Origin of the sequence: Bradyrhizobium erythrophlei (genome assembly GCF_900142985.1) — a bacterium.
Lineage (GTDB): Bacteria > Pseudomonadota > Alphaproteobacteria > Rhizobiales > Xanthobacteraceae > Bradyrhizobium > Bradyrhizobium erythrophlei_B.
The window spans coordinates 4,876,058-4,898,094 of sequence record NZ_LT670849.1 but is presented as its reverse complement, the minus strand read 5'-3'; the positions used below and the strand labels follow the sequence as shown (position 1 = coordinate 4,898,094).

Below are 22,037 nucleotides of genomic sequence, written 5' to 3'. Positions count from 1 at the left end.
TCAAAAAACTTCGCCCGCGGGCTTCCTCGATCGGAAGCACGCGGGCGGTTGTCTACTATCTCCCCTCATCCTGAGGAGCCGCCAAAGCGGCGTCTCGAAGGATGAGGCCGACATCTGGGCCTCATGGTTCGAGACGCGCTTCGCGCTCCTCACCACGAGGGTTTGACAACTACCTTGCGCCTCACACCAGCTTGACGTTCTTCAGCGGCAGGCTGCGCACCGGCTTGCCCGTCGCCGCATAGATCGCGTTCATCACCGATGGCGCGACCACGCAGATGGTCGGCTCGCCGATGCCGCCCCAGAAATCGTAGGTCGGCACGATCACGGTTTCGACCTTCGGCATTTCGGCAAGGCGCATGATCTCGTATGAGTCGAAGTTGAGGCTGGTCATGCGGCCTTTCTCGACCGGCATTTCGCCGTAGAGGGTCGCCGTCAAACCAAACGCCACCGAGCCCTGCACCTGCGCCTCGATCTGGCCGGGGTTGACCGCATGGCCGGAATTGACGCCGAGCACCATGCGATGAACTTTCAGCTTGCCTTGCGGGCTCACTGATACTTCGGCGACCGCTGCCGAGTAGCTGCCATAGCCCATGAACTGGGCGAGGCCGCGATGAACGCCCGCAGGCAATGGCGTGCCCCACCCGGCCTTCTCCGCCACCGCCTCGAGCACGGCGAGATGCTTGGGATGCTCCTTCATCAGCGCACGGCGGAATTCGAGCGAATCCTTGCCCGCCGCCCGCGCCAACTCCTCCATGAAGCATTCCATGTAGACGGCGTTCTGGTTGGTGTTGACGCCGCGCCACGGACCGACCGGCACATGGCTGTTGCGCATGGCGTACTCGATCAGGAGGTTCGGCACGTCGTAGCCGAGCTGCGCGTCGCCGGGCGTGTCGTAATAGCCCTGCAACTGCCGCATGTCCTTGCCGTTGACGATCGCGTTGGGATTGGCGATCGCGTTGATCGACTGGCCGGACACGCGAACATGCAGGCCGACCAGTTTGCCGTCGTTATCGAGACCGGCGGACAGCTTGCACTGGGAGATCGGGCGGTAGAAATCGTGCGCCTGATCTTCCTCACGGGTCCAGATCATCTTGATCGGCGTATCCGGGAAGGACTTTGCGATCTCGGCGGCCTGGTGGACATAGTCCTGCGTGCCGCCGCGCCGTCCGAAACCGCCGCCGAGGTCGTGGCGATGGATTTCGCAATTCGCGAGCGGAACGCCTGATGATTCCGACAGCGCCGCAAGCGACGCTTCGAGGTTCTGCGTCGGCACCCAGGCGTCCGCCCGGTCTGCCGAGAGTTTTACCGTGCAGTTCATCATTTCCAGCGGCGCATGCGCGAGGAACGGCGTGGAGTACGTCGCCTCGAGCTTCTTCGGCGCTTCGGCAATCGCCTTCAAGGCATCGCCGTTCTGCCGTTCGCCATTGGTCGCGGTCGCGGTGAGGCCCTCTTTCATCATCTCCGCGATCGTCGCCGAGGACTTGGTGGCGTTCTCGCCTTCGTCCCAGACGATCGGCAGCGCATCGAGCGCCTTCTTGGCGCGCCACCAGGTGTCGGCGACGACGGCAACGCCGGTGTCCTTGACCTTGACCACCTTCTTGACGCCGGGCATTCCCAGCACCTTGCTCTCGTCGTAGCTTTTGAGCTTGCCGCCGAACACCGGGCAATCCTTGATCGCGGCGCAGAGCATGCCGGGCAGCTTCAAGTCGATCGCAAAGATCTTGCTGCCGTCGAGCTTGTCGGCGGTATCGAGCCGCTTCAACGCTCGGCCGGCAATCGTCCAGGTCTTGGGGTCCTTGAGCTTGATGTCCTTGGTGTCGGGCGGCGTCAATTTGCCGGCCGCGGCTGCGACTTCGCCGTAACGCAAGCTGCGTTGGCTCGCACCGTGCGCAATGACGCCCTTCGACACGGTGAGTTCGCCGACCGGGACGTTCAACTGAGTAGCCGCGGCCTGAACAAGCATCATGCGCGCAGCGGCGCCACCCTTGCGAACATAATCCTGCGAGGTACGGATGCCGCGGCTACCGCCGGTGCCCATTTCACCCCAGGCGCGCTTGGAGGCGAGATTTTCGCCCGGCGTGACGCCTTGCGTCGTCACCTTGGCCCAGTCGCATTCGAGTTCTTCGGCAACGAGCTGCGCGAGACCCGTGAGCGTGCCCTGCCCCATTTCGGAGCGCGCGACGCGAATCACGCAGGTATCATCCGGCTTGATCGCGACCCAGAGGTTGACTTGCGTCGCGCCCGCCGGCGTGCCTTCGGCATAGGCGAACGGCACGTTCATGCCGAGCGCCAATCCGCCGCCTGCGATCGCCGCCGACCCGATGATGAAATCGCGGCGCGAAAGTTTGAGATGCTTTTCCGTGACAGGACGATTCATGACTAACCTCCCTGCCCGGTGGTGCCGCCGCCATTGGCCGCCATGTGCACGGCCTCGCGGATGCGCTGATAGGTGCCGCAGCGGCAGATATTGGTCATCGCTTCGTCGATGTCCTTGTCGGTCGGCTTCGGATTCTTCTTCAGGAGCGCCGCGGCGGCCATGATCTGGCCGGACTGGCAGTAGCCGCATTGCGGCACGTCGACCGCAGCCCACGCCTTCTGCACCGGATGCGAGGTGTTGGACGACAATCCTTCGATCGTGACGATCACGTCGCTTTCGGTGATCTGTCCGAGCGGGATCTGGCAGGAGCGCTGAACTTCGCCGTTGAAGTGAACCGAACAGGCGCCGCACTGGGCGATGCCGCAACCATACTTGGTGCCGGTGAGACCGACATGTTCCCGGATAACCCACAGCAAGGGTGTATCGGCCTCCGCCGAAACTTCTCTGACTGTGCCGTTGATATTGAGTTTTGCCATATGCATTCCTCCCAAATCAGGCGGGCGGAGCATACTGGCGCGTCCGTTTCTTGCCCATAGGCTTTGGGCGCAGATCAGGCCTGAGAGCCGGCGCGAACTTGCGGCTTATTTTCATAGCATCATAAGCTGCTCTTGCCCCTCTGGTGAGGAGCGCCCCTGGCGCGTCTCGAACCATGAGGCCCCGGTATCGACCTCATCCTTCGAGACGCCGCTCCGCGGCTCCTCAGGATGAGGGGAGAGGGAGACCTATTGCGCCGTTGGGCTATTCGACCGTAGCGTTATTTGCGCCATCGAGCCGGGCGAGCGTCGTGTTCAGGCTGTTCTGCACGTCGGCGAGGTTCTTCAAGAGTTGCGCGACCTCGCTGCGGGAGAGATTTTGCACTGCGGTATCGACCACCTCCCGCGCCAGCGGCAGCAGCCTCGCCTTCGCCGCGCGCCCCTTTGGTGTCAGATGGATGTGCCATTTCCGGCGATCGTCCGCGTTGCGAACCCGGCGGACCAGCCCCTTCTTTTCCATCACCAGAATGGCGCTCAGCGTGGTCGGCTCCATGGTGCCGACGCGATTCGAAAGCTCCCGCTGGGTCAGGCCATCCTCATGCCAGAGCGCGCGCAGGAAGTACCACATGCCGGTGGTGATGCCGTGCGGCTCGATCTTGAACTGCAGGAAGCGTTGCAGCGCACGATGGGTGGCGCGGACCTGGTAGCCGACGCTGTCGGCAAACGGCAGCTCGGCCTCGGCGACCGCACGCCGCTTGGCGGGGCTGGCCTTGGTCAGGCTGGCCTTGCTGGCTTTCTTCCTGGCGGTGGATTTCTTCAAGCTGGTCACGATGCTCCGTCTCACCCCAGATTGCACATTCGTCAACGACAGGCAAATGGCACCTCTCGTCCCTGCATCAGGGGTTGCAGAATTTGCTTAGCAAGCTAAGTATTCGGTCAGGAGCCCCCGAGGACGCCATGACGACCGATCCCGAGACGCGGGAACTGACCCTGAAAGTCCGCCACAAGTCGGAAATCGCCGACGGCGTGTTCCTGTTCGAACTGCGCGCAGGCGACGGCGGCGAGTTGCCCGCATTCGCGCCGGGCTCGCATATCACCGTGACCGCCCCTTCCGGACAGAAGCGGCGCTACTCGCTCTGCAACGACCCTGCTGAGCGCGACCGCTACCTGATCGCGGTGAAGCAGGAGACCACCGGCCGCGGCGGTTCGCTGAGTTTTACCCGCGACGTCAACGAAGGCGATACGGTTACCGCCGAGCCGCCGGAAAACGAATTCGAGATGGCGGCGGCCGAGCCGAAGCGGCTGATCTTCATTGCCGGCGGCATCGGCATCACGCCGATCCGCGCCATGATCCTGCACTGCCTGCGGCACGGCACATCGAATTTCATGCTCTATTACTTCACGCGAACCCCCTCGATGATGGCGTTTCGCGAGGAGTTTGCGCAGCCCACGTTTGAAGGAAAGGTCGTGCTGCATCACGACGACGGCGATCCCGGCCAGGCCTATGATCTGTGGCCGGTATTGGAACAACAGCACGGCGCGCATCTTTATTGCTGCGGCCCGCGCGGGTTGATGGACGCGGTGCGCGACATGACCGGCCACTGGCCGGACTCGGCGGTGCATTTCGAGGATTTTGTCGGCGCCTCGGCGCCCCATGCCGATGACGTCAAGTTCGAGGTCAGGCTTTCGAAGAGCGGCGCGACCTACGAGGTCGCAGCCCATATCTCGATCCTCGATACGCTGCGGCAACATGGCCATGTTTTGCCGAGTTCCTGCGAGAGCGGCACCTGCGGCACGTGCCGCTGCCGCTTTACCGAGGGCGAACCGGACCATCGCGACCTCGTGCTCTCGGACGATGAGAAGAAGCGCGACATCATGATTTGCGTCAGCCGCGCGAAATCATCGACACTGACGCTGGAGATTTAGGGATGAGCGGGGAAACCTATTTTCAGTCATGGCCGGGCATAGCCGTTCGAAGAACGGCGTCGCTTCCGCTCGCCTATGCCCGGCCATCCACGTCTTCCTTGCGGATGGTGAAAAAGACGTGGATGCCCGCACAAGGCCGGGCATGACGAGTTGGGGGTGATCATGATCGAACCCTTAAAACTCGGCGTCATCGGTCTCGGCCGCGCCTTCACCCTGATGCTGCCGACCTTTACGGCCGACCCGCGCATTCAACTCACCGCCGCCAGCGATCCCCGCGCAGACGCCCGCGAGCGCTTTGCGCATGAATTCAACGCCAAGAGCTTTGAAGACGCCGAAGCGCTGTGCGCCGATCCCGACCTGAGCGCCGTCTACATCGCCTCGCCGCATCAGTTTCACGTCGCGCATGTGAAACTTGCCGCCAAGTACGGCAAGCACGCGCTGGTCGAGAAACCGATGGCGCTGTCGGTCGCGGAATGTCAGGAAATGATCGCGGCGGCGCGTGAAGCCAACATCACGCTTCTGGTCGGCCACAGCCACAGCTTCGACCTGCCTTACTTAAGGGCGCGCGCGATGATCCGGAGCGGCGCCTACGGCCATGTCCGCATGATCAATGCGTTGAACTTCACGGACTTCCTCTATCGCCCGCGCCGGCCGGAAGAACTCGACACCAGCCAGGGCGGGGGCGTGGTGTTCAGCCAGGCCGCGCACCAGGTCGATATCGTCCGCCTGCTGGCGCAGGCCAAGGCGACGTCGATTCGCGCCTTCACCGGCAACTGGGACGCCGCGCGCAGCACCGAAGGGGCATATTCCGCGCAGATCAAGTTCGCCGACGGCAGCTTTGCGTCGCTGACCTATAGCGGCTACGCGCATTTCGACACTGACGAGTTCATGGGCTGGTGGGGCGAACTCGGGCAAGGCCGCGACGGCGAGGCGTCCTACGGCCGCGCCCGGCAAAACCTGCTCAAAGCCTCCAGCGTGACGGAGGAGATCGCGCTGAAGAACGCCCGCGCCTATGGCACCTCGGGGAGCGACGCGTTTCGCATCGATGGCGAGATCGCGCACAACCATTTCGGGCTCGTTGTCGCAAGCTGCGAGCACGCCGACCTCCGCCCGTTGCCGCACGGCGTCATGGTCTATGGCGACAAGGCGCGCCATCTCGACGAGCTCCCCGCGCCGAAGATTCCGCGCGCCGAGGTCGTCGACGAACTCTATGCCGCTGCCATATCAGGCACGCCGCCGCTGCATTCCGGCGAATGGGGACTGGCGACACTGGAGATTTGTCTCGCGATCCTGGAGGCGGCGAAGACGGGGCAAGAGGTGGAGTTAAACAATCAAGTTTGATCGCTGCTCGTCGCCGTAACGGCAGTGAGCTCCCTCTCCCCTTGTGGGAGAGGGTTGGGGAGAGGGGTTGCAGTCTGAATAAGATTACCCCTCTCCCGGGTGCTTCGCAGCCGACCTCTCCCACAAGGGGAGAGGTTAAGGAGGCATCTGCGTCACGCCTTCGCACTATTCGCCCGCGACGCAATGATTGCGATCACGTCGTTCTCGGCGGCGGCGGCGGTCTTGTAGCGCGGCTCGGTGGTGACGAACGGCTGCTCGGCCTCGGCCGGATGGAAGATCTCGACGCAATAAAGACCGGATGAGGCGTCCAGTTTCGGCTCGATGCGGATCAGTGCCATGGTTGTTTTACCCGCTTGCTCAGGCCTCATCCTGAGGAGCGGCCGAACGGCCGCGTCTCGAAGGAGGGGTATCGGCCTCATGGTTCTCCCGGCGATGCAAAGCATCGTCCGGAGACGGCTCGTTTCATTTTGCACCATTCGCGACGGCCTCGCTATAGCTCGGCCTGCTCGGGTGCCGCGCCTCCTCACCATGAGGGTTAGCCGCTCATTCTGCCCCAAACATCACACCGCGCAATTTCGCCGCCAGCGCCGCGCCCGCCGCGTCGGAGGCTTCCGTCGTGCCGCTCATGCCGAGATAGCGTTCGGCGATTTCCTTCGACTCCAACAAGTCCTTCGCCACGCCGGACAGCGTGATGCGGCCGTTCTCGAACACATAGCCGCGATCGGCGATCGACAGCGCAGCCTTCGCATTCTGCTCGGCCAGCAGGATGGTGATGCCTTGTTGGCGCAACGCCACGATCAGGCGGAAGATTTCAGCGACCAATAGCGGCGCGACACCGAGCGAGGGCTCATCGAGCAGGAGGATTTTCGGCTTCGCCATCAGGCCACGTGCGATGGCCAGCATCTGCTGCTGCCCGCCGGAGAAATTGCCGGCGATATCGTTCATGCGCTCACGCAGCACCGGGAATAGCGAGCCCACGGTTTCCAGTTGCGCGGCGGCGTCCGCCTTGGAGACCGCATAGCCACCGAGCGCAAGGTTTTCCGCAACCGTCATGCCGGCAAAGATCTGCCGGCCCTCCGGCACGTGCGCGATGCCGCGTTGTAGCCGCATCGCAGGCGACAGCGTCTCGATCGCTTCGCCTTCGAGCAGGATGGACCCCGCCTGCGGGCGCAACAGGCCGGAGACGGCTTTGGCGAGCGTCGACTTGCCGGCGCCGTTCGCGCCCAATAGCGTGACGATCTCGCCGCGTTGCAGCGTGAGGTTGATATCTTCCAGCACGCGATGATGGCCATAGCCGATCGCCAGTGACTTGAGCTCAAGTAGCGGCATGGCCCTGCCCCTCTCGCCCCAGATACGCCTCGATCACGCGGCTGTTGCTCTGCACTTCCGCCGGCGTGCCGGTCGCGATGATCGCGCCGGAATCGAGCACCACGATACGGCCGGCGACATTCATCACCAGCGACATGTTGTGCTCGACGACAAGTACGGGAATGCCGAGCTTTCGGATCGCACGCAACAGATTGGCGAGCTCCTGGGTTTCGGTGTCGTTGAGGCCCGCTGCCGGCTCATCGAGACAAAGCAGTTTCGGCTGCGCCATCAGCGCGCGCACCACCTCCAGCAGCTTCTGCGCGCCCATCGGCAATTCGGTCGCATGCATGTCGGCAAAGGGCGCGAGACCGACGAGCTCGAGCATCTCCTCGGCGCGCAGGCGCAACGTCCGTTCCTCATCGCGCGCACCGGGGAGCCACAGCGACTGGCTCGGCAACGAATGACGGCCAAGGCGATGGCCGCCGACCATCACGTTCTCGATCGCCGTCATGCCGGGAAACACCCGCGCCGACTGGAAAGTGCGGATCAGGCCCAGACTAGCGATCTTCACCGGCGACAGATTAGCCAGATCGCGGCCCGCAAACATCACCCTCCCCGCATCGCGCGACATGATGTTGGTGACGAGATTGAAGACGGTGGTCTTGCCCGCTCCATTAGGCCCGATCAGCGCGGTCACTTCGCCCGCTTGCGCGTCGAACGACACGTCGTTGATGGCTTTCAACCCGCCAAAGCTCTTGGCGAGGTTGCGTACACTCAGGATCGCGCTTTCACTTGCTTGCGCTTGTGTGTCGGTCGCGCTCATGACGCCTGCACCTGATTGGCACTGACCTTGTTATCGGAGGCGCTGGCCTTGTTATCCGCTGCGCTGGCCTTCGCCGCGGAAACGTCGCGCGAACGGCCAAGCCGCGTGATGATCTCGATCAGCGCGCCGTAAATCCCTTGCGGCAGATGCAGGAAGCTGATGACGAGTAGCGCGCCCGAAGCAAAGGTCTTGTAGATCGCGAGCGGCGCGAAAATCACCGGCAGCAGCGTCAGGAGCAGCGCGCCGAACAGACCGCCGACCAGCGTGCTTTCGCCGCCGATGATCAGCATCGCCACCAGTTCAAGCGAGCGCGAAGTGCCGACCATCTCGGGGCTGAGAAAGTTGAAGAAGAACGCGTAAAGACTGCCGGCGAGCGAGGCCAAGGCCACGCTGATCAGGAACGCCGCGAGCTTATAGCGCACGACGTTGACGCCGAGCGCGGCGGCGGCCATCTGGTCGGAGCGGATCGCCTTCAGCGCGCGGCCAAAGCCCGAGCGCATCGCGCCAACCAGCCCGACCAGGATAATCACGTCCAGCGCGAGCACGAGATAATACATCGCCCGTGGCGAGGCGAAGGTGAAGCCCGCCACCGAAAACGAGGGAATACCGACGAGGCCCGACGGCCCGCCAGTGATGTCGAGGAAGCCGACGGCGCAGGAATCGACCAGAAGCCCGAAGGCGAGCGTGGCCAGCGCCAGATAAAGCCCGCGTAGCCGCAGCGTCACCACCGAAAGCACCAATGCACAAGCCAGCGACACGCCGATGCCGGCCAGGATCGAAAGCACCGGCGCGGTGTCATAGTTGATCGCGAGATAGCCGGAGGTATAACCGCCGATCGCCATGAAGCCGGCCTGTCCGAGGCTGACCTGCCCGGCATAGCCCATCAGCACATCGAGCCCCATCAGCGCCATGAACAGGATCGCGGCAATCACGAGCCCGCTGAGGATGCCGTTGTCGGTGACGACGAAGGGAATGAGCGCGGCCACGATGACGGCGAGCGCCGCGAGCGGCCAGCCGAGATGGGCGGGGAGTTTCGCGGCGTGGCCTGCGGCCTTCACTTCATCGCGCGTATCCTGCCGGCGCGGGACGCCGGCCTGGATCAGGCCTTGCGGCCGCCAGATCAGCACCACCAGCAGAATGAGCAGCGAGATCGCGCTCGAAAACAGCGAGGAGATATAGGCAGTCGAGAGCTGCGTGACGAGACCGAGAAAAAGCCCGCCGATGACCGCACCGGGAAACGAGGCGATGCCGCCGATGGCGGCCGCCACGAATCCGGAAATCGTGAAGAGACGCCCGGTGTCGAATTGCAGCGAGGTGGTTGGTGCGACGATCACGCCCGAAATCGCCGCGATCAGCGTTGCAAGGCCAAAACTCAACAGCGTCATTCTCGGCACGTCGATGCCCATCAGGCTCGCGGCGGCGGGATTCTCCGCACAGGCCCTTAAGCCTTTACCGAGTTTCGTTCTGGCGATCAGAAACCACAGCGCGAAAATCGAAAGCGCGGTGGCGCCAAATACCCAGAACGCCTGCGTCGGAATCAGGATCGCGCCGAAGACAAGCGGCTTTTCGCCGGAGAACGGCGGCGTCGCATAGGGCTGGCTGCCCCAGACTACGAGCGAAAATCCCTCGATCATGGTGAGGATGCCGGCGGTCAGCATCAGCACATTGGCGTTGGAAAGCCGGCTCAAGGCCGGCACGAAGGTAAAGCGCGCCAGCGCCACGCCCGCGATCACGGTCGTCGCTACCGCGGCGGGGATCGCGAACACCAGCGGCCAGCCCCAGGCGACCGCAAAGGTGTAGCCGATCATCGCGGAGACGAGCGCGAAGCCGCCTTGCGAGAGATTGATCGCGCCGGTGACGCGGTAGACCAGCGAGAAGCCGAGCGCGATCGCAGCATAGATGCTGCCGACGACGAGCCCTCCGATCGCGATCTGGATGAACTCAAGCACGTGGCAAGCTCACTTGCCATCCTTCGAGACGGCGCTTATCGATCTTGCACCATTCGCGACGGCCTCGCCGTAGCTCGGCCTGCTCGGGTGCTCGCGCCTCCTCAGGATGAGGTCCGAATGCGCTGAGAAAATTAAGACCCTCATGGTGAGGAGCCACGCGCGCCCGAGCAGGCCCTGCCCTTGCAGGGCCGTTAGCGAACGGCGCCAAGAGAACGTGGCGTTCTGGACGATGCTTCGCATCGCCAGGAGAACCATGGGGCCTTGATCGAAGAATCATGCGCGTTACTTCGGAATGCCGAGGGGATCTGAGACCACCGCCCAGGTTTGCGCGGCAGGGTCCCAGCGCGTCACGACCACATTCGATTCATCCAGCCCGCGGTTGGGCACGGCCTTGAAATCGTAGAAGCCGTTGATGCCGGCAACGCCCTTGAGGTCGTTGAAATAGCCGCGCAGGTCCGCCGCGGTCGCGTCCGGCTTCAATTTGCGCAAGGCATTGACGACCAAGAGCGCCGGGTCCCAGGCATAGGTCGAGGAACCGTCGGGCTTGATGTCTGTGCCCTCGAACGCCTTGTAGAAGGCCTGCTTCGCCGCGCCCGCTTCGTCCGCCTTCGGCGGTTGCGAGGATTTCAGAAAATCCGCGGCCGGAATGTAAAGCTCTTTCGGCAGGAAGGCGGCATATTGCGCCATCTGCGCGTAGGTCTGGTTGCCGTTGGTGGTGGCGACCGGCAGTTCGATTCCGGCATCGTGAATCGCCTTGAACACGGTGCCGATCGGCCCGCCCGTCGACCACGCGATCAGCACATCGGGGTTGGCGCCCTTCAGCCGCTGGATCTGCGCCGCGGCGCTGACATCGGTCGGATTGAGCTGCGCCTCGGCGACAAGTTCGACATCCTTATGGCCGTCGCTGCCGAACAGCGACTTCAGGTTCTTGTAGGCGTCCTGTCCGCTGGCGTCGGTGGAGGTGATCAGTGCGACCTTTTTCCAGCCCTTGGCGCCGAAGTAGCGAAGCAGCGCCGCGGCGAGCTCCTTGGTCGAGATGCTCGAACTGTAGACGAAGCCGCCGCTCACCGGATGGATGCCGGGCGAGAAGCAATAAAGCAGCGGGCCATCCTTCATCAGCGGCGCCATCGCGTTGCAGAGCGCGACTAGCCCCGAGCCGAGGATGACCGGCGGATTGGAAGCCTTCACCTGGTTGGCGAGCTGGACTGCAACCTGCGGGCTCGACTGATCGTCATGGAACACGAACTTCAACGGCTGGCTATGAATGCCGCCATCGGCATTGGCCGCCTTCTCGAATTGCTGGAGCGCCTGCTGTTCCGCCTTGCCGAGGAACGCGCCGCCGCCGGTGAGCGGCAGGATGACGTTGATCTCACGGTCAGCCGCATGCGCAAAAGAGAGGCCGCAGAGCAAGGTGGCGGCAACAATAGTAACACGGACGCGCAATCGATCCTCCCAAGACTTTTGGCGTTTTGTCCGTTGTAGCGGCTTCTCGATATCCGCGCTACGCCGCCGCGCCCGCCATTTCCTTGTCTGTTTCGTCCTCCTCGAGGCCCGAGAGAACCTTCACCTCGTCGTCGGAGGCGCCGAGCGTGCGCCAGGGAACAGTCTTCTCCACCACGCCCTGATAGGAGCGAAGTTTTGCTTGGGGCAGCTTTGGCGCGATGTGACCGATCACCCGCGCCTCCTCGGTGAAGGCCTTCGCCGCATCGATCATCAGCCGGCGGAACTGCACGATCGCGATGTCGCTGGCGCCAAGGCGCTCCTGCGTGCGGTCGGCGATCGGGCCCATCGATTCCCACATCGCGATGTCCTGGTTGGGAATGCCGGGAATGCCGGTAAAGCTGTCGCCGCCGGCCATCGCCGCGCGATCCTGCAAATAGTCGTTATGCGCGTGGCGCCGGATGGGCTTGAATTGCGCATCGACATCAACGCCGACCTCGAGCACGCAGAACTTCCGCCAGGCATCGAGGCCGATGCCGGCCTGCTCGCCTTCCGCCCAGGCGATGAAGTGAAAGCTGCTCGACGTGTCGCTGCGCGGCACGATCACGCTCGTGACGTTATAGGTGCTGTTCGGCGGGATCAGCGCGGTGAACGGCGCGACATAGGTCGTGATGCGCACATAATCGTGCGTGTTGGCGTTCGCGATCGGGCGGCGGATCGCCGCATAGCGCATGCCGTAATTGGTGAGCTGGACCTGAATGCGCGGATTCTTGTCGGTGGACGGCCGCACCCAGTGATCGCCCTTGGCCTGCGCATCGCCCTTGGCGGGGCGCATGTCGGAGGAATGCAGCGTGGAGGAATGCGCCGAGTCGATCTGGCCCTCCATGATCTGCGCCCAGTTGCAGGGCAGTTCGATCTTGGCAATCGCAACGCGGGTGTCCGCATGCGGCGCCCAGGGTGGGGCTTCGAATTCCGGCATCGTGTCCGGCGGTCCCATATAGGCCCAGACGAAGCCGCCGGCCTCGCGCGTCGGGTAGGAAAGATGTTTTGCTTTCTCCGGTAGCGCGCTCGCTTTCGGCTCTGACGGCATGTCGACGACGTTGCCGTCGGCGTCGAACTTCCAGCCGTGATAGAGGCAGCGCAAGCCGCATTCCTCGTTGCGGCCGAACGCGAGCGAGGCCTTGCGGTGCGGACAGGATTCGCCGAGCAGCCCGATCTTGCCGTTCGAGTCACGAAACGCGACCAGCTTTTCACCGAAGAGCTGAACCCTGACCGGCGCGCCGTCGGACGTGACCTGTTCGGACAGCACCGCCGGCACCCAGTGGCGGCGCATCAACTGCCCCATCGGCGCATCGCCCTCGACGCGACACAGCAACTCGTTTTCCGCCTGCGTGAGCATAGCCGCTCTCTCCCGAAAATGCTTAGTCTCCTAAGCTTCTATATAAGCCAGCCGTGGGCGCCCCGTCCAGTGGTCTAAAAGGGGCCCGTCAAACAAATAACGCGCCCCCGCGAGGGCGCGTCATCGCATTCAGACCTTCTCAAGCAAGTCGTTGGTGCGGCGGGATCAGTGCTTTTTGTCGCACCACCAGTCGCACCTCCTGCTGCCTTGCGCCTGGCATTTCGCCATGCATTTGTTAAATGCCGCACCGGTGTAAGCCGATGCAGGCGAAACGGCGACGGTCGTTGCCCCGATCAGGGCCAGTACAGCAACAAGCGCAATTGAAAATCGAAGCATCACAAATCCTCCTCAAAACAATTCAGATGTTTTTTTGGAAAATAAGCAGCTTTCGCCCACCGTCTTGTGGACACGACGGTCAGGCTGAAGCGGTGATGAGCTTAGCACAAAGCGAGAAGCGCGTTGCCTGAAGGGCCCACGCCCGAAAATCGAATTTTCGACCCTAGATACCGAACACCCAGATCGCGACGATCGCACCGAGAACCGCAAGACCGGAAACGGTCCAACCTGCGGTGTAAGCTCCCTCTTCGGTGGGCCTGTCCACCATGGAATCGCGCCAGTCGGTCATGAGAGCCTCCCTGAAGGCTGCCTCTTGTGACGTGCCTCTTAGAAATAGGTCGCGCCTGAAGGCGCAAGGTTCAATTTGGAGAATCAATTCAGAGGGGTGCGGTTGGGTTCCACCTTCTTCACCTCTCCCGCTCGCGGGGAGGTCGACGCGCTCGGCAGCGCAATTGCGCGCCGGCGCGCAGCGGGTGGGGCAATGTCTACCCACTCAGCCAAGCGCCGGGACGCCCCCACCCCAACCCTCCCCGCAAGCGGGAGAGGGAGCGAACCGCCCGTGTCCGCTATTTCAAATCCGCTGCTTCAGCGCCGCAACGAAGCGGTCGGCGTCTTCCTCGTCGTTGAAGACATGGGGCGAAAGGCGCATGCGCGCCAACCGCGCTGCAACATGAACGCCCTGTCCCGCGAGGCTGTCGACCAGGCCAGCCGGCAGGCCGCCGGCAAAACCCAGGCTCAGGATGTGGGGGCTACGAAAATTCGTATCCATCAAGCGGAGTTTGGTGCCGGCCAGGCCCTCCGCGATCCGGTCCGTGAGCATCTTGAGGCGTCCGGCCACCGCGTCCGCGCCCCACTCGGCCATCATCTCCATGCCGATCGCGGCCATTTCCATCGCGATGAAATGGTCGCGCTCGCCCATGTCGAAGCGCCGGGCGCCCGCAACATAGCTCACATCGGCAAAATAGATTTCGGCGTCGGAGCGGATTTCGCGGCGGCCGAAGCCGGTCTGTTCCAGCGGAATGCCGTTCTGGTGACGCTTGGCGATGTAGATAAAGGCGCGGCCATAGGGCCCGAGCAGCCATTTATAGGTCGGGAAGATCACGAAATCCGGATCGAGCCTGGCGACATCCATCGCGATCACGCCGACCGCATGCGTCGCATCGATCAGAAACAGCGCGCCTTGGCGCTTGAGCGCGGCAGCGACCTTGTCGATGTCGATCATGCCGCCGTCCGACCAGTGCACCGAAGAGATCGAGGCCAGCGCCAGCCTTGCTGCGCCCGGCCGCTCGATGGCCGCCAGCACGGCCGACGTCCAGTCGCCGTCGAGCGGCTGGCGCACGGTCTCGATGGTGAAACCGGCCGCCGCCGACCGGCTCTGCCATTCCAGGATCGGAGAAGAATGGTCGTTTTCCAGCACCAGCACCCGCATGCCGGCGGGGATCGCCAGGATCTTGCCGGCGGTCGCCACGCCGTAGCTCACCGAGGAAATCAGCGCGATATCGCTGGCGTCGGCGTTGATCAGCCGGGCGGCGGCGCTTCTGGCGCGTTCGTGCTGACGGTTGGCGAACGACCCATCCACTGTCCACGGCGCGCCCTTGCGGCCGACCGCTTCGCGCGCGGCCTCCTGGGTGCGCAACGGCAGCGGGCTATAGGAGGCCGAATTCAGGTAGCAGATGTCGCGCGGCACTGAGAACAGGCTGCGCTGTGAGGCCAGCATGTGAATCTCTCGTCGGAAAGCGTGAAAGCTTAACCGCCGGAGATCGCAGTCACCACCCCTTTGAGCGCAATGGCGTCAGGAGCTAGTGCAACGCTTCTGTCTTGCCGTCGGACTTGGTGTCGGACTTGGCTTCCGACTTGGCTTCCGACTTGCCGTCCGACCTGCCTTCGTCCCTGACGTCGCCCTGCCCGGCGCGCCAGTGCGACTGGTAGACTTCCAGGATGCCGCGCGACATCCTGATATCGGCGCGCTTGAACTCGCACCTGAGGTCGTCGAGCTCACGGGAAGCCATGCGATGATTTTCCGCGCCCAGGAACAACAGCCCCATCGCGGTTTCCCACGAAAACTCCAGCGCCTTCGACAGCACCAGGATCAGATCGCGGTTGTTGACGAGCAGCATCTGCTCGACGACGTCGACCGGCAGCGAGGAGAGCAGCGACAGCGCGATGACCGCTTCCTCGAACTTGTGCGCAATCGCGTAATTCGCGATACTCTTTTCGGTCAGCCGGCCGGCCTTGTGCGCTTCGACCACGGACTGCTTGAGCGCCAGATAGCTCTCCTGGCCCGGACCGAATTTCGAATAGAGCTTGCCGGCGGCCTGGCCCACCGAGGCCTGAATGACCTTGGTCAGGTCCGGGCGTTCGCGCTCGAGCTTGCGCCGCACCTCGCCGGAGGCCTTGGCAATCAGCACGCGGAACATCTGCGGCGGAATTTCCTTGCGCATGCCGACGCGCTCGGCGAGCACGGCATCGGTCTCCGATCGCTTGATCATCTGGCGGAAGGCAAAATCGGAGAAACACGCACCGGCATTCGCGGCGACTGATTGCACCACCTCCTGGTTGCCGCGGGTGACGAGTTCGTCCGTCACCTCGACCGGCACCGAGGGCCGGCGCGAGATCGCAAGCAGGTGCGGCTGGCCCTTGCAACGGATATTGGCAATCAGCGCTTTCGCGTCGAGACGCGGGGAAAACTGCAGGACCGGACCGGCGACATCGATCGAGTCGTCGAAGGCGAGCATCTGCACGACCTTGACCGGCGCGTTGCTGGAATGCGCAAGCCGCCGCGACAGCTCGGCGCGCGCCGTCTCCTCGATTTCGTCGGCAAGGCGCGCGATCACCTCGCCGAAAATACGGATCTGCTCTTCGCCGAATTCGCCTTCGACGAGAACGTCGGTCGCATGCCACAACGCCTTGGCGCGGCTCTCTGCGGTGCCGCGTCCAATCGCATCGTTAAGATCCTGCAAGGCGTAAGCGACTTCGGCCATCGAATATCCTGGCGATAGGGCAATCGAATTTTCTAAAGCCATAGCCATAGAGCCAAATTTTTAATGGTGAGGATTCGCATTCCCTCGGTTTTCGCAAACCGCGGTGACCCTTCATTAACGCTGGATATGCCACGCGGCTCGCCGCCCCGCGACGCGCTGATCGTGCAACAAAAATCGGCGAGACACGGCCACGCCGGAGGAGCGCATTTGACATTGCGTTTACCGATCGCTTACCTCCTTTCTCGAATGCAGAAGCTGCGGGCTTGCGCGCCAAAATCGCGCGAAAACCGGCCAAAAAGCGGGAATTTGGGGCAAGATGACGGATCGGACCACAACGCCTCCGAGCATCGAGGCGACGTCACGTACGACGGATAGTGCGATCGCCATTGCCGCCATCGCCGTGCTGATCGCTTCCTATGCCGTCAATGCGATGGACCGCACCCTGTTTCCGCTGATGCTGACCGACGTGCGCCGTGAATACGGATTCAGCCTGCCGCAGGGCGGCCTGCTCTCGACGATCTTCACCTTGGGCATGACGCTGGCGGGCATTCCGACCGGCTATCTGATGTCGCGCTATCAGCGCAAGACCGTGATCCAGATCGGCATTCTCATCTATTCCGTGGCGACCGTGATCACGGTGATCGCGACGGGCTTTGCCGACATGCTGTTCTATCGCGCGATCACCGGCATCGGCGAAGCGATGCAGCTCACCGCCTTGCTGGCGGTGTTCTCCAGCTATTTCGCGCGCAGCCGTGCGGCCGGCGTCGGCCTGCTGAATTATGCCTATGCCGGAGGCGCCGCGATCGGGCCGTGGCTGGGAGCGAAGCTGCTCGTCGATTACGGCACCTGGCGCGCGCCCATGATCATCTATGGCGTCATCGGCCTTGCGATGATGGTGCTGATCGCAGCCGTCGTGCGGCCTGCCCTAAGCGAAACCAAAGGCGAGGAAAACGCGAGCCGCGTCTCGGGCGGCGCGGCCTCGCTCAACAATCGCAACACCATCGTGCTCGCGACCTTAAGCGTGCTGTTTGGGCTCGCGCTCTACGGCTATCTCGGCATGTATCCGACCTTCCTGCGCGAGCAGCTTCATTACGCGCCCGCCGATGCCGGCAAGGTGATGAGTATTTACGGGCTCGGCGTCCTGGTCTCGCTGTTCACGGGATGGCTCGGCGACCGCTTCTCGCCGCGGCTCGTGCTGGGCTTGAGCTTTCTGGTCGCAAGCGCAATCGCAGCGCTCTTGTTCAACGGCCCGGCCGATTTTGCGACGCAAGCCACATTGTCCCTCGTGTTAGGGGCGACCTTCAGCGGCACGATCTTCGTCAATCTCGCGGCCTGTCACGTCAAAGCGGTCGCCGCAAGCCTCGCCGGTCGCGTCTCGGGCCTGTTCGTCACCTGTGTCTATGGCTCGGCCACCGTGGCGGGCTATCTCATCGGCTGGATCGCGGGGCTTTCGGGCTGGACCATTGCCGGCAATATCCAGCTCGTGGCGTTGTGTCTTGTCGGCGCCGTCATCGCGCTGTTGCTGCGGCCACAGGACATGTCGCGGCAAATCAAGCAGGCAGGATAATGTCGATGGCGCGCAGCGATCTCTCCACCGTCACCGTCAACGTCTTTCCCGGCGGCTTCAACTGGGGCGTCTATGTCGGCCAGGACAAGGGTTTCTTCACCGAGGCCGGCATTGCCGTCGAAATCCAGGACACGCCGAACTCCGTCACCCAGATGACGGACTTCTCGCTGGCCAAGTTCGATATCGCGATGACCGCGGTCGACAACATCGTCGCCTATGTCGAGGGCCAGGGCGAAGCGCCGATCGGGCCGCAACCCGAGTTTGTCGCGGTGATGGGCAGCGACAGCAGTTTCCTCAGCCTGGTGGCTTCGCCCTCGATTGCGAGAATCGAGGATCTCAGGGGCAAGACAGTATCGGTCGATGCCGCCACGACGGGCTACGCCTTCGTGCTGTACGAGATCCTGCGCCGCCACGGCCTCGACAAGGACAAAGGCGATTACGAGATCGCCCGCGCCGGCGGCATGGTGCAGCGCTGGAACGCCCTGCGCGAGGGCAAGCACGCCGCGACATTGTTGTCGGCGCCGTATAATATCGTCGCGAAGAATGCGGGCTTCACCGAATTCGTCAAAGCGACCGACGTCATCGGCCCCTATCAGGGCAATGTCGCTGCCGTCCGCCGGAGCTGGGCCAAAGACAACCGCGGCAAGGTCGAGGCCTATATCGCCGCCTACCGCAAATCGATCGCGTGGCTCTACGAGCCCAGACCCCGCGACGAGGCGATTGCGATCCTGCGCGGCCATCTGCCGCAAATGACGGAAGCGATGGCGGAGGCGAGCTACAGTGAGCTGCTCGATTCCGCGCGCGGCTTTTTCAGGACCTGCGAGATCATCCGTTCCGGATTCGACTGTGTGCTCGAACTGCGCAGCCGCTACGCCCTTCCCAGGAAGCTTTTGACCGACCCGGATAAATATTGCGATCTGAGTTTTGGGTGATCGCTCCCTCGCCCCGCTTGCGGGGAGAGGGTTGGGGTGAGGGGGAGTCTCCGCAAGGGAAAATGTGGGGAGTCCCCCTCACCCGCAGCGCATCTAACGATGCACTGCGACCTCTCCCCGCAAGCGGGGCGAGGTGAAATAACCTCACACCGCCGCGATGGTCTGCACCTCGACCAGAAACTGCTCCTTCACCAGGCGGTCGACGATGAGCAGCGTGTTCGGCGGATATTTCCCGTTCGGAAACATCTTCGGGAATTCCCGCAAGCGAAAAGCCATGAACTTCGGAATGTCCTGCGAATGAACCAGATACGTCGTGAACTGAACGACATTGGCCCAGCTCGCGCCGGCCGACCTCAGCGCCGCCTCGACATTACGAAACACCTGGGCGGTCTGGGCGTCGAAATCGCCGTCGCCGATCACGTTGCCCTTGGAATCGCCCGACAGCATGCCGGCGATGAACAGGAATTCGTTCGCCTTCACCCGCGTCACATGGGTGTACTGTCCCATCGGGGGGCCGAGTTCGTCCGGATTATAGATGTTGAGTTCTGCTGACATGAATTCCTCGCAAGTGATGGCCTGAACGAAGTGCGGCCCGCCATAGGATTAGACGCCAGCGCGGCAAAAGGGTAGATGCCCGCGCTATTGCTGCCATGCGAGGTGCGCGCTAGGGTTCGGTGGGCATTTGGCAGGAGGGTGGCGTGACGACATCAGACGAGAGCAGGATTTCCGAGGACCGCCGCGAGGCGCTGCGCTATGCGCTGGCGATCGGCTCCGGTGCCGCGATCGCGTCCTCGCTGGTCACGCCGGCTCACGCGCAAAGCGCCGCCGACAACACGCTCGACCGCATTCGCTCCACGAAGGTGATGCGGATCGCGGTGCTGCCGGGCGAACTGCCCTACTTCAACAAGGATCTCGCCACCGGCACCTGGTCCGGCTTCTCGATCGAGATGGCGAACGACATTGCGAAGCTGCTCGACGTCAAGCTCGAATATGTCGAATCGACCTACGGCAACTCGATTCTGGATTTGCAGGCCAACAAGATCGATCTCGGCTTTGCGCTCAATCCGACGCCGCAGCGCGCGCTGGTGGTCGATTTCACCAATCTCGTTTTTCCGCATCCCTTCGGCGCGATGCTGAAAAAGGGCCTCGAAGCCAGGACCTGGGCCGATGTCAACAAGCCCGAGGTGAGGATTGCGGTCGACGTCGGCTCGGCGAACGAAGCCGTAGCGCGGCGCTTTGCGCCGAATGCCACCATCAAATCCATGAAGTCGCGCGACGAGGTGATGCTGGAGATGGCGTCTGGCCGCGTCGACTGCGTGGTCAACGCGCTGGTGCTGGGACTGACCGCGATCGCCAAGAACCCGAGCCTTGGCACCTACAAGATCCTGGCATCGCCGTCGGTGACGGTTGCGAGCGGCTGCGCGGTTCGCCGCGAACCTGACAAGCGCTGGCGCGATTTCCTCTCGGTATGGATCGACTACAATCGCGGCATCGGCCAGATGCGCGAGTGGTTCGTCAAGGGACTGGCGCTGTCCGGCGTGAAGCCTGAGGACGTGCCGGTCGAGTTGAGTATCTGATCTAAGCGCTTCTTCCGGTACCATCCCTCGAGACGGCGCTTACGCGCCTCCTCGGGATGAGGACTTCGATCCTCATGGTGAGGAGCCGCATTTGCGGCGTCTCGAACCATGAGGCCGTTAGCTCTCGCCTTGTCACACGTCATGCCGCGCCCCGCCGGCGCCGTGAAACCCCGCCTCCTTACCGGCTCTTCCAATATTCCGCAGCCGGACCATTGCGTCCTGCCATACGCCCTGCTAGTTATAAAATGATGATCATAATAAAATAAGAGACTGTCGCCCGTTGCAACGAAAAGACCTCGAAGATGAACATGCCGTTTAGTGCGCGGGACAGGATTGTCGTCACAGGCATGGGGCTGGTGTCGCCGTTGGGCTGCAGCGTCGCGAACGCCTGGTCCAGGCTTATTAAAGGCATCTCGGGAATTCGGCGTATTCCGCAAGGCGTTGCAGAAGATATCGCGTGCCAGGTTGCGGGATTTGTTCCATCTGTCGATGAAGAGCACGGTTTTAATCCTGATCGGTTCGTGCCGCCAAAAGATCAGAAAAAGATGGATCGCTTCATCCAGTTGGCGCTCGCCGCGGCGCAAGAAGCGATCAGCCAGGCGAATTGGAGGCCGAAAACAGACTCGGAAAGCGCGAGAACCGCGACCGTCGTCGCATCTGGTATCGGCGGATTTCATTCCATTACCGAAGCCGTGCGACTAACGGATGCGCGGGGACCGCGGCGGCTGTCTCCGTTCACGGTTCCGTCGTTTCTTTCAAATCTGGCCGCAGGCTGGATATCGATCCTCCACGGCTACAAGGGTCCAATTGGCACGCCTGTGACGGCGTGTGCAGCAAGTGTACAGGCTATCGGCGATGCCGCGCGTCTGATCAGGGCCGGCGAGGCGGATATCGCCGTGTGTGGCGGGTCGGAAGCCACGATCAATCGTGTCAGCCTCGGCGGCTTCGGCGCCGCGCGTGCTCTTTCCACGAGATTCAACGACCGTCCCGAATCCGCGTCGCGCCCCTTCGACACCGCGCGCGACGGTTTCGTCATGTCGGAAGGCGCAGGCATCCTCGTGATCGAGTCGCTCGATCATGCCCGATCACGCGGCGCGGCGCCAATTGCCGAACTCGTCGGATACGGAACAACGGCCGATGCCCATCACGTCACCGCCGGTCCTGAGGACGGAGCAGGAGCCGCGCGAGCGATGCACGCGGCGCTCGCTCAGGCGCGCTTGTCGCCGTCCGACATCGGCCACCTGAACGCGCACGCCACTTCGACCCCGGTCGGCGACCGTGGTGAGTTGGCGGCCATCAAATCAGTGTTCGGCACCGAGCCGTCGCTCGCGATCAGCGCGACCAAGTCGGCAACAGGCCACACGCTGGGCGCCGCCGGCGGGATCGAGGCGATTTTTACCATCAAGGCGCTTCAGGATCAGCTGGCGCCGCCGACCCTGAACTTCGAACAGCCAGACGAACATTGTGGCGGCCTTGATATCGTCGGTCCGGCCGCAAGGCCCGCCAGCTTCGAACACGCAATCTCGAACGGTTTCGGCTTCGGCGGGGTCAACGCCAGTGTGATTTTCAGACGCTGGAACGACGCCTGAGGGAGGCCGGCTTCCGGAA

20 protein-coding genes are annotated in these 22,037 nt (G+C 63.0%); 6 read left to right on the top strand and 14 right to left on the bottom strand.

Annotation, left to right across the window (positions count from 1 at the left end; all coding sequences use genetic code 11):
* Window positions 1-181 precede the first annotated feature (181 nt).
* The 3 genes from BUA38_RS23265 to BUA38_RS36995 form a co-directional block, all read right to left on the bottom strand.
* Entirely contained in the window at window positions 182-2,377 is a 2,196-nt protein-coding gene (locus BUA38_RS23265) for a xanthine dehydrogenase family protein molybdopterin-binding subunit (protein ID WP_072821540.1), read from the bottom strand.
* 2 nt (window positions 2,378-2,379) lie between these two features.
* A complete protein-coding gene (locus tag BUA38_RS23260) occupies window positions 2,380-2,853 on the bottom strand; it encodes a (2Fe-2S)-binding protein (protein ID WP_072821538.1) in 474 nt (157 codons plus the stop codon).
* Between the two features lie 262 nt (window positions 2,854-3,115).
* Window positions 3,116-3,679: a MarR family winged helix-turn-helix transcriptional regulator gene (locus BUA38_RS36995; RefSeq protein WP_156898670.1), complete on the bottom strand. Its 564-nt coding sequence runs from the start codon at window positions 3,677-3,679 to the stop codon at window positions 3,116-3,118.
* 128 nt (window positions 3,680-3,807) lie between these two features.
* Here BUA38_RS36995 and BUA38_RS23250 point away from each other — a divergent pair, with 128 nt between their 5' ends.
* Both BUA38_RS23250 and BUA38_RS23245 read left to right on the top strand, forming a co-directional pair.
* Window positions 3,808-4,776 (top strand): PDR/VanB family oxidoreductase, encoded by a 969-nt coding sequence (locus tag BUA38_RS23250; protein ID WP_072821536.1) that lies wholly within the window; start codon window positions 3,808-3,810, stop codon window positions 4,774-4,776.
* Between the two features lie 162 nt (window positions 4,777-4,938).
* Window positions 4,939-6,117 carry a Gfo/Idh/MocA family protein gene (locus BUA38_RS23245; protein ID WP_072821535.1) on the top strand — a complete coding sequence of 393 codons (1,179 nt, stop codon included), beginning with the start codon at window positions 4,939-4,941 and terminating at the stop codon, window positions 6,115-6,117.
* 152 nt (window positions 6,118-6,269) lie between these two features.
* On the opposite strand, the gene BUA38_RS23240 is transcribed toward BUA38_RS23245, so the two are convergent.
* From BUA38_RS23240 to BUA38_RS23200, 10 genes are all read right to left on the bottom strand, one after another.
* Entirely contained in the window at window positions 6,270-6,455 is a 186-nt protein-coding gene (locus BUA38_RS23240; protein WP_072821533.1) for a hypothetical protein, read from the bottom strand.
* 205 nt (window positions 6,456-6,660) lie between these two features.
* Window positions 6,661-7,446, bottom strand: a complete 786-nt coding sequence (locus tag BUA38_RS23235) for an ABC transporter ATP-binding protein (RefSeq protein ID WP_072821532.1) — start codon at window positions 7,444-7,446, stop codon at window positions 6,661-6,663.
* On the bottom strand, window positions 7,433-8,248 hold the full coding sequence (locus BUA38_RS23230) for an ABC transporter ATP-binding protein (protein ID WP_072821530.1): 816 nt from the start codon (window positions 8,246-8,248) through the stop codon (window positions 7,433-7,435). Before BUA38_RS23230 ends, BUA38_RS23235 begins: the two co-directional genes overlap by 14 nt.
* Complete coding sequence (locus BUA38_RS23225; RefSeq protein WP_072821528.1) at window positions 8,245-10,197, bottom strand: ABC transporter permease; 1,953 nt, start codon at window positions 10,195-10,197, stop codon at window positions 8,245-8,247. Before BUA38_RS23225 ends, BUA38_RS23230 begins: the two co-directional genes overlap by 4 nt.
* 282 nt (window positions 10,198-10,479) lie before the next feature.
* Window positions 10,480-11,640 (bottom strand): ABC transporter substrate-binding protein, encoded by a 1,161-nt coding sequence (locus BUA38_RS23215; RefSeq protein WP_172806078.1) that lies wholly within the window; start codon window positions 11,638-11,640, stop codon window positions 10,480-10,482.
* A gap of 58 nt (window positions 11,641-11,698) precedes the next feature.
* Window positions 11,699-13,036 (bottom strand): Rieske 2Fe-2S domain-containing protein, encoded by a 1,338-nt coding sequence (locus tag BUA38_RS23210; protein WP_072821522.1) that lies wholly within the window; start codon window positions 13,034-13,036, stop codon window positions 11,699-11,701.
* 165 nt (window positions 13,037-13,201) lie between these two features.
* Window positions 13,202-13,372 carry a hypothetical protein gene (locus BUA38_RS36990; protein ID WP_156898669.1) on the bottom strand — a complete coding sequence of 57 codons (171 nt, stop codon included), beginning with the start codon at window positions 13,370-13,372 and terminating at the stop codon, window positions 13,202-13,204.
* 163 nt (window positions 13,373-13,535) lie between these two features.
* The gene (locus BUA38_RS38515; protein ID WP_276328142.1) at window positions 13,536-13,661 is read right to left on the bottom strand and encodes a hypothetical protein; all 126 of its coding nucleotides are present in this window, start codon (window positions 13,659-13,661) and stop codon (window positions 13,536-13,538) included.
* A gap of 282 nt (window positions 13,662-13,943) precedes the next feature.
* Window positions 13,944-15,089, bottom strand: a complete 1,146-nt coding sequence (locus tag BUA38_RS23205; RefSeq protein WP_072821520.1) for an aminotransferase class V-fold PLP-dependent enzyme — start codon at window positions 15,087-15,089, stop codon at window positions 13,944-13,946.
* Window positions 15,090-15,171: 82 nt separating this feature from the next.
* A complete protein-coding gene (locus tag BUA38_RS23200; RefSeq protein ID WP_072821518.1) occupies window positions 15,172-16,353 on the bottom strand; it encodes a DUF2336 domain-containing protein in 1,182 nt (393 codons plus the stop codon).
* A gap of 316 nt (window positions 16,354-16,669) precedes the next feature.
* Here BUA38_RS23200 and BUA38_RS23195 point away from each other — a divergent pair, with 316 nt between their 5' ends.
* The gene (locus BUA38_RS23195; RefSeq protein ID WP_072821517.1) at window positions 16,670-17,920 is read left to right on the top strand and encodes an MFS transporter; all 1,251 of its coding nucleotides are present in this window, start codon (window positions 16,670-16,672) and stop codon (window positions 17,918-17,920) included.
* 5 nt (window positions 17,921-17,925) lie between these two features.
* Window positions 17,926-18,852, top strand: coding sequence for an ABC transporter substrate-binding protein (locus BUA38_RS23190; protein WP_072826359.1), 927 nt, complete (start codon window positions 17,926-17,928; stop codon window positions 18,850-18,852).
* Window positions 18,853-18,996: 144 nt separating this feature from the next.
* Here BUA38_RS23190 and BUA38_RS23185 read toward each other — a convergent pair whose 3' ends face one another.
* Complete coding sequence (locus tag BUA38_RS23185) at window positions 18,997-19,407, bottom strand: RidA family protein (protein WP_072821515.1); 411 nt, start codon at window positions 19,405-19,407, stop codon at window positions 18,997-18,999.
* Window positions 19,408-19,550: 143 nt separating this feature from the next.
* Here BUA38_RS23185 and BUA38_RS23180 point away from each other — a divergent pair, with 143 nt between their 5' ends.
* Window positions 19,551-20,429: a transporter substrate-binding domain-containing protein gene (locus BUA38_RS23180; RefSeq protein ID WP_072826358.1), complete on the top strand. Its 879-nt coding sequence runs from the start codon at window positions 19,551-19,553 to the stop codon at window positions 20,427-20,429.
* Window positions 20,430-20,737: 308 nt separating this feature from the next.
* Window positions 20,738-22,018, top strand: coding sequence for a beta-ketoacyl-ACP synthase II (gene fabF / locus BUA38_RS23175; protein WP_072821513.1), 1,281 nt, complete (start codon window positions 20,738-20,740; stop codon window positions 22,016-22,018).
* Window positions 22,019-22,037: the final 19 nt, after the last annotated feature.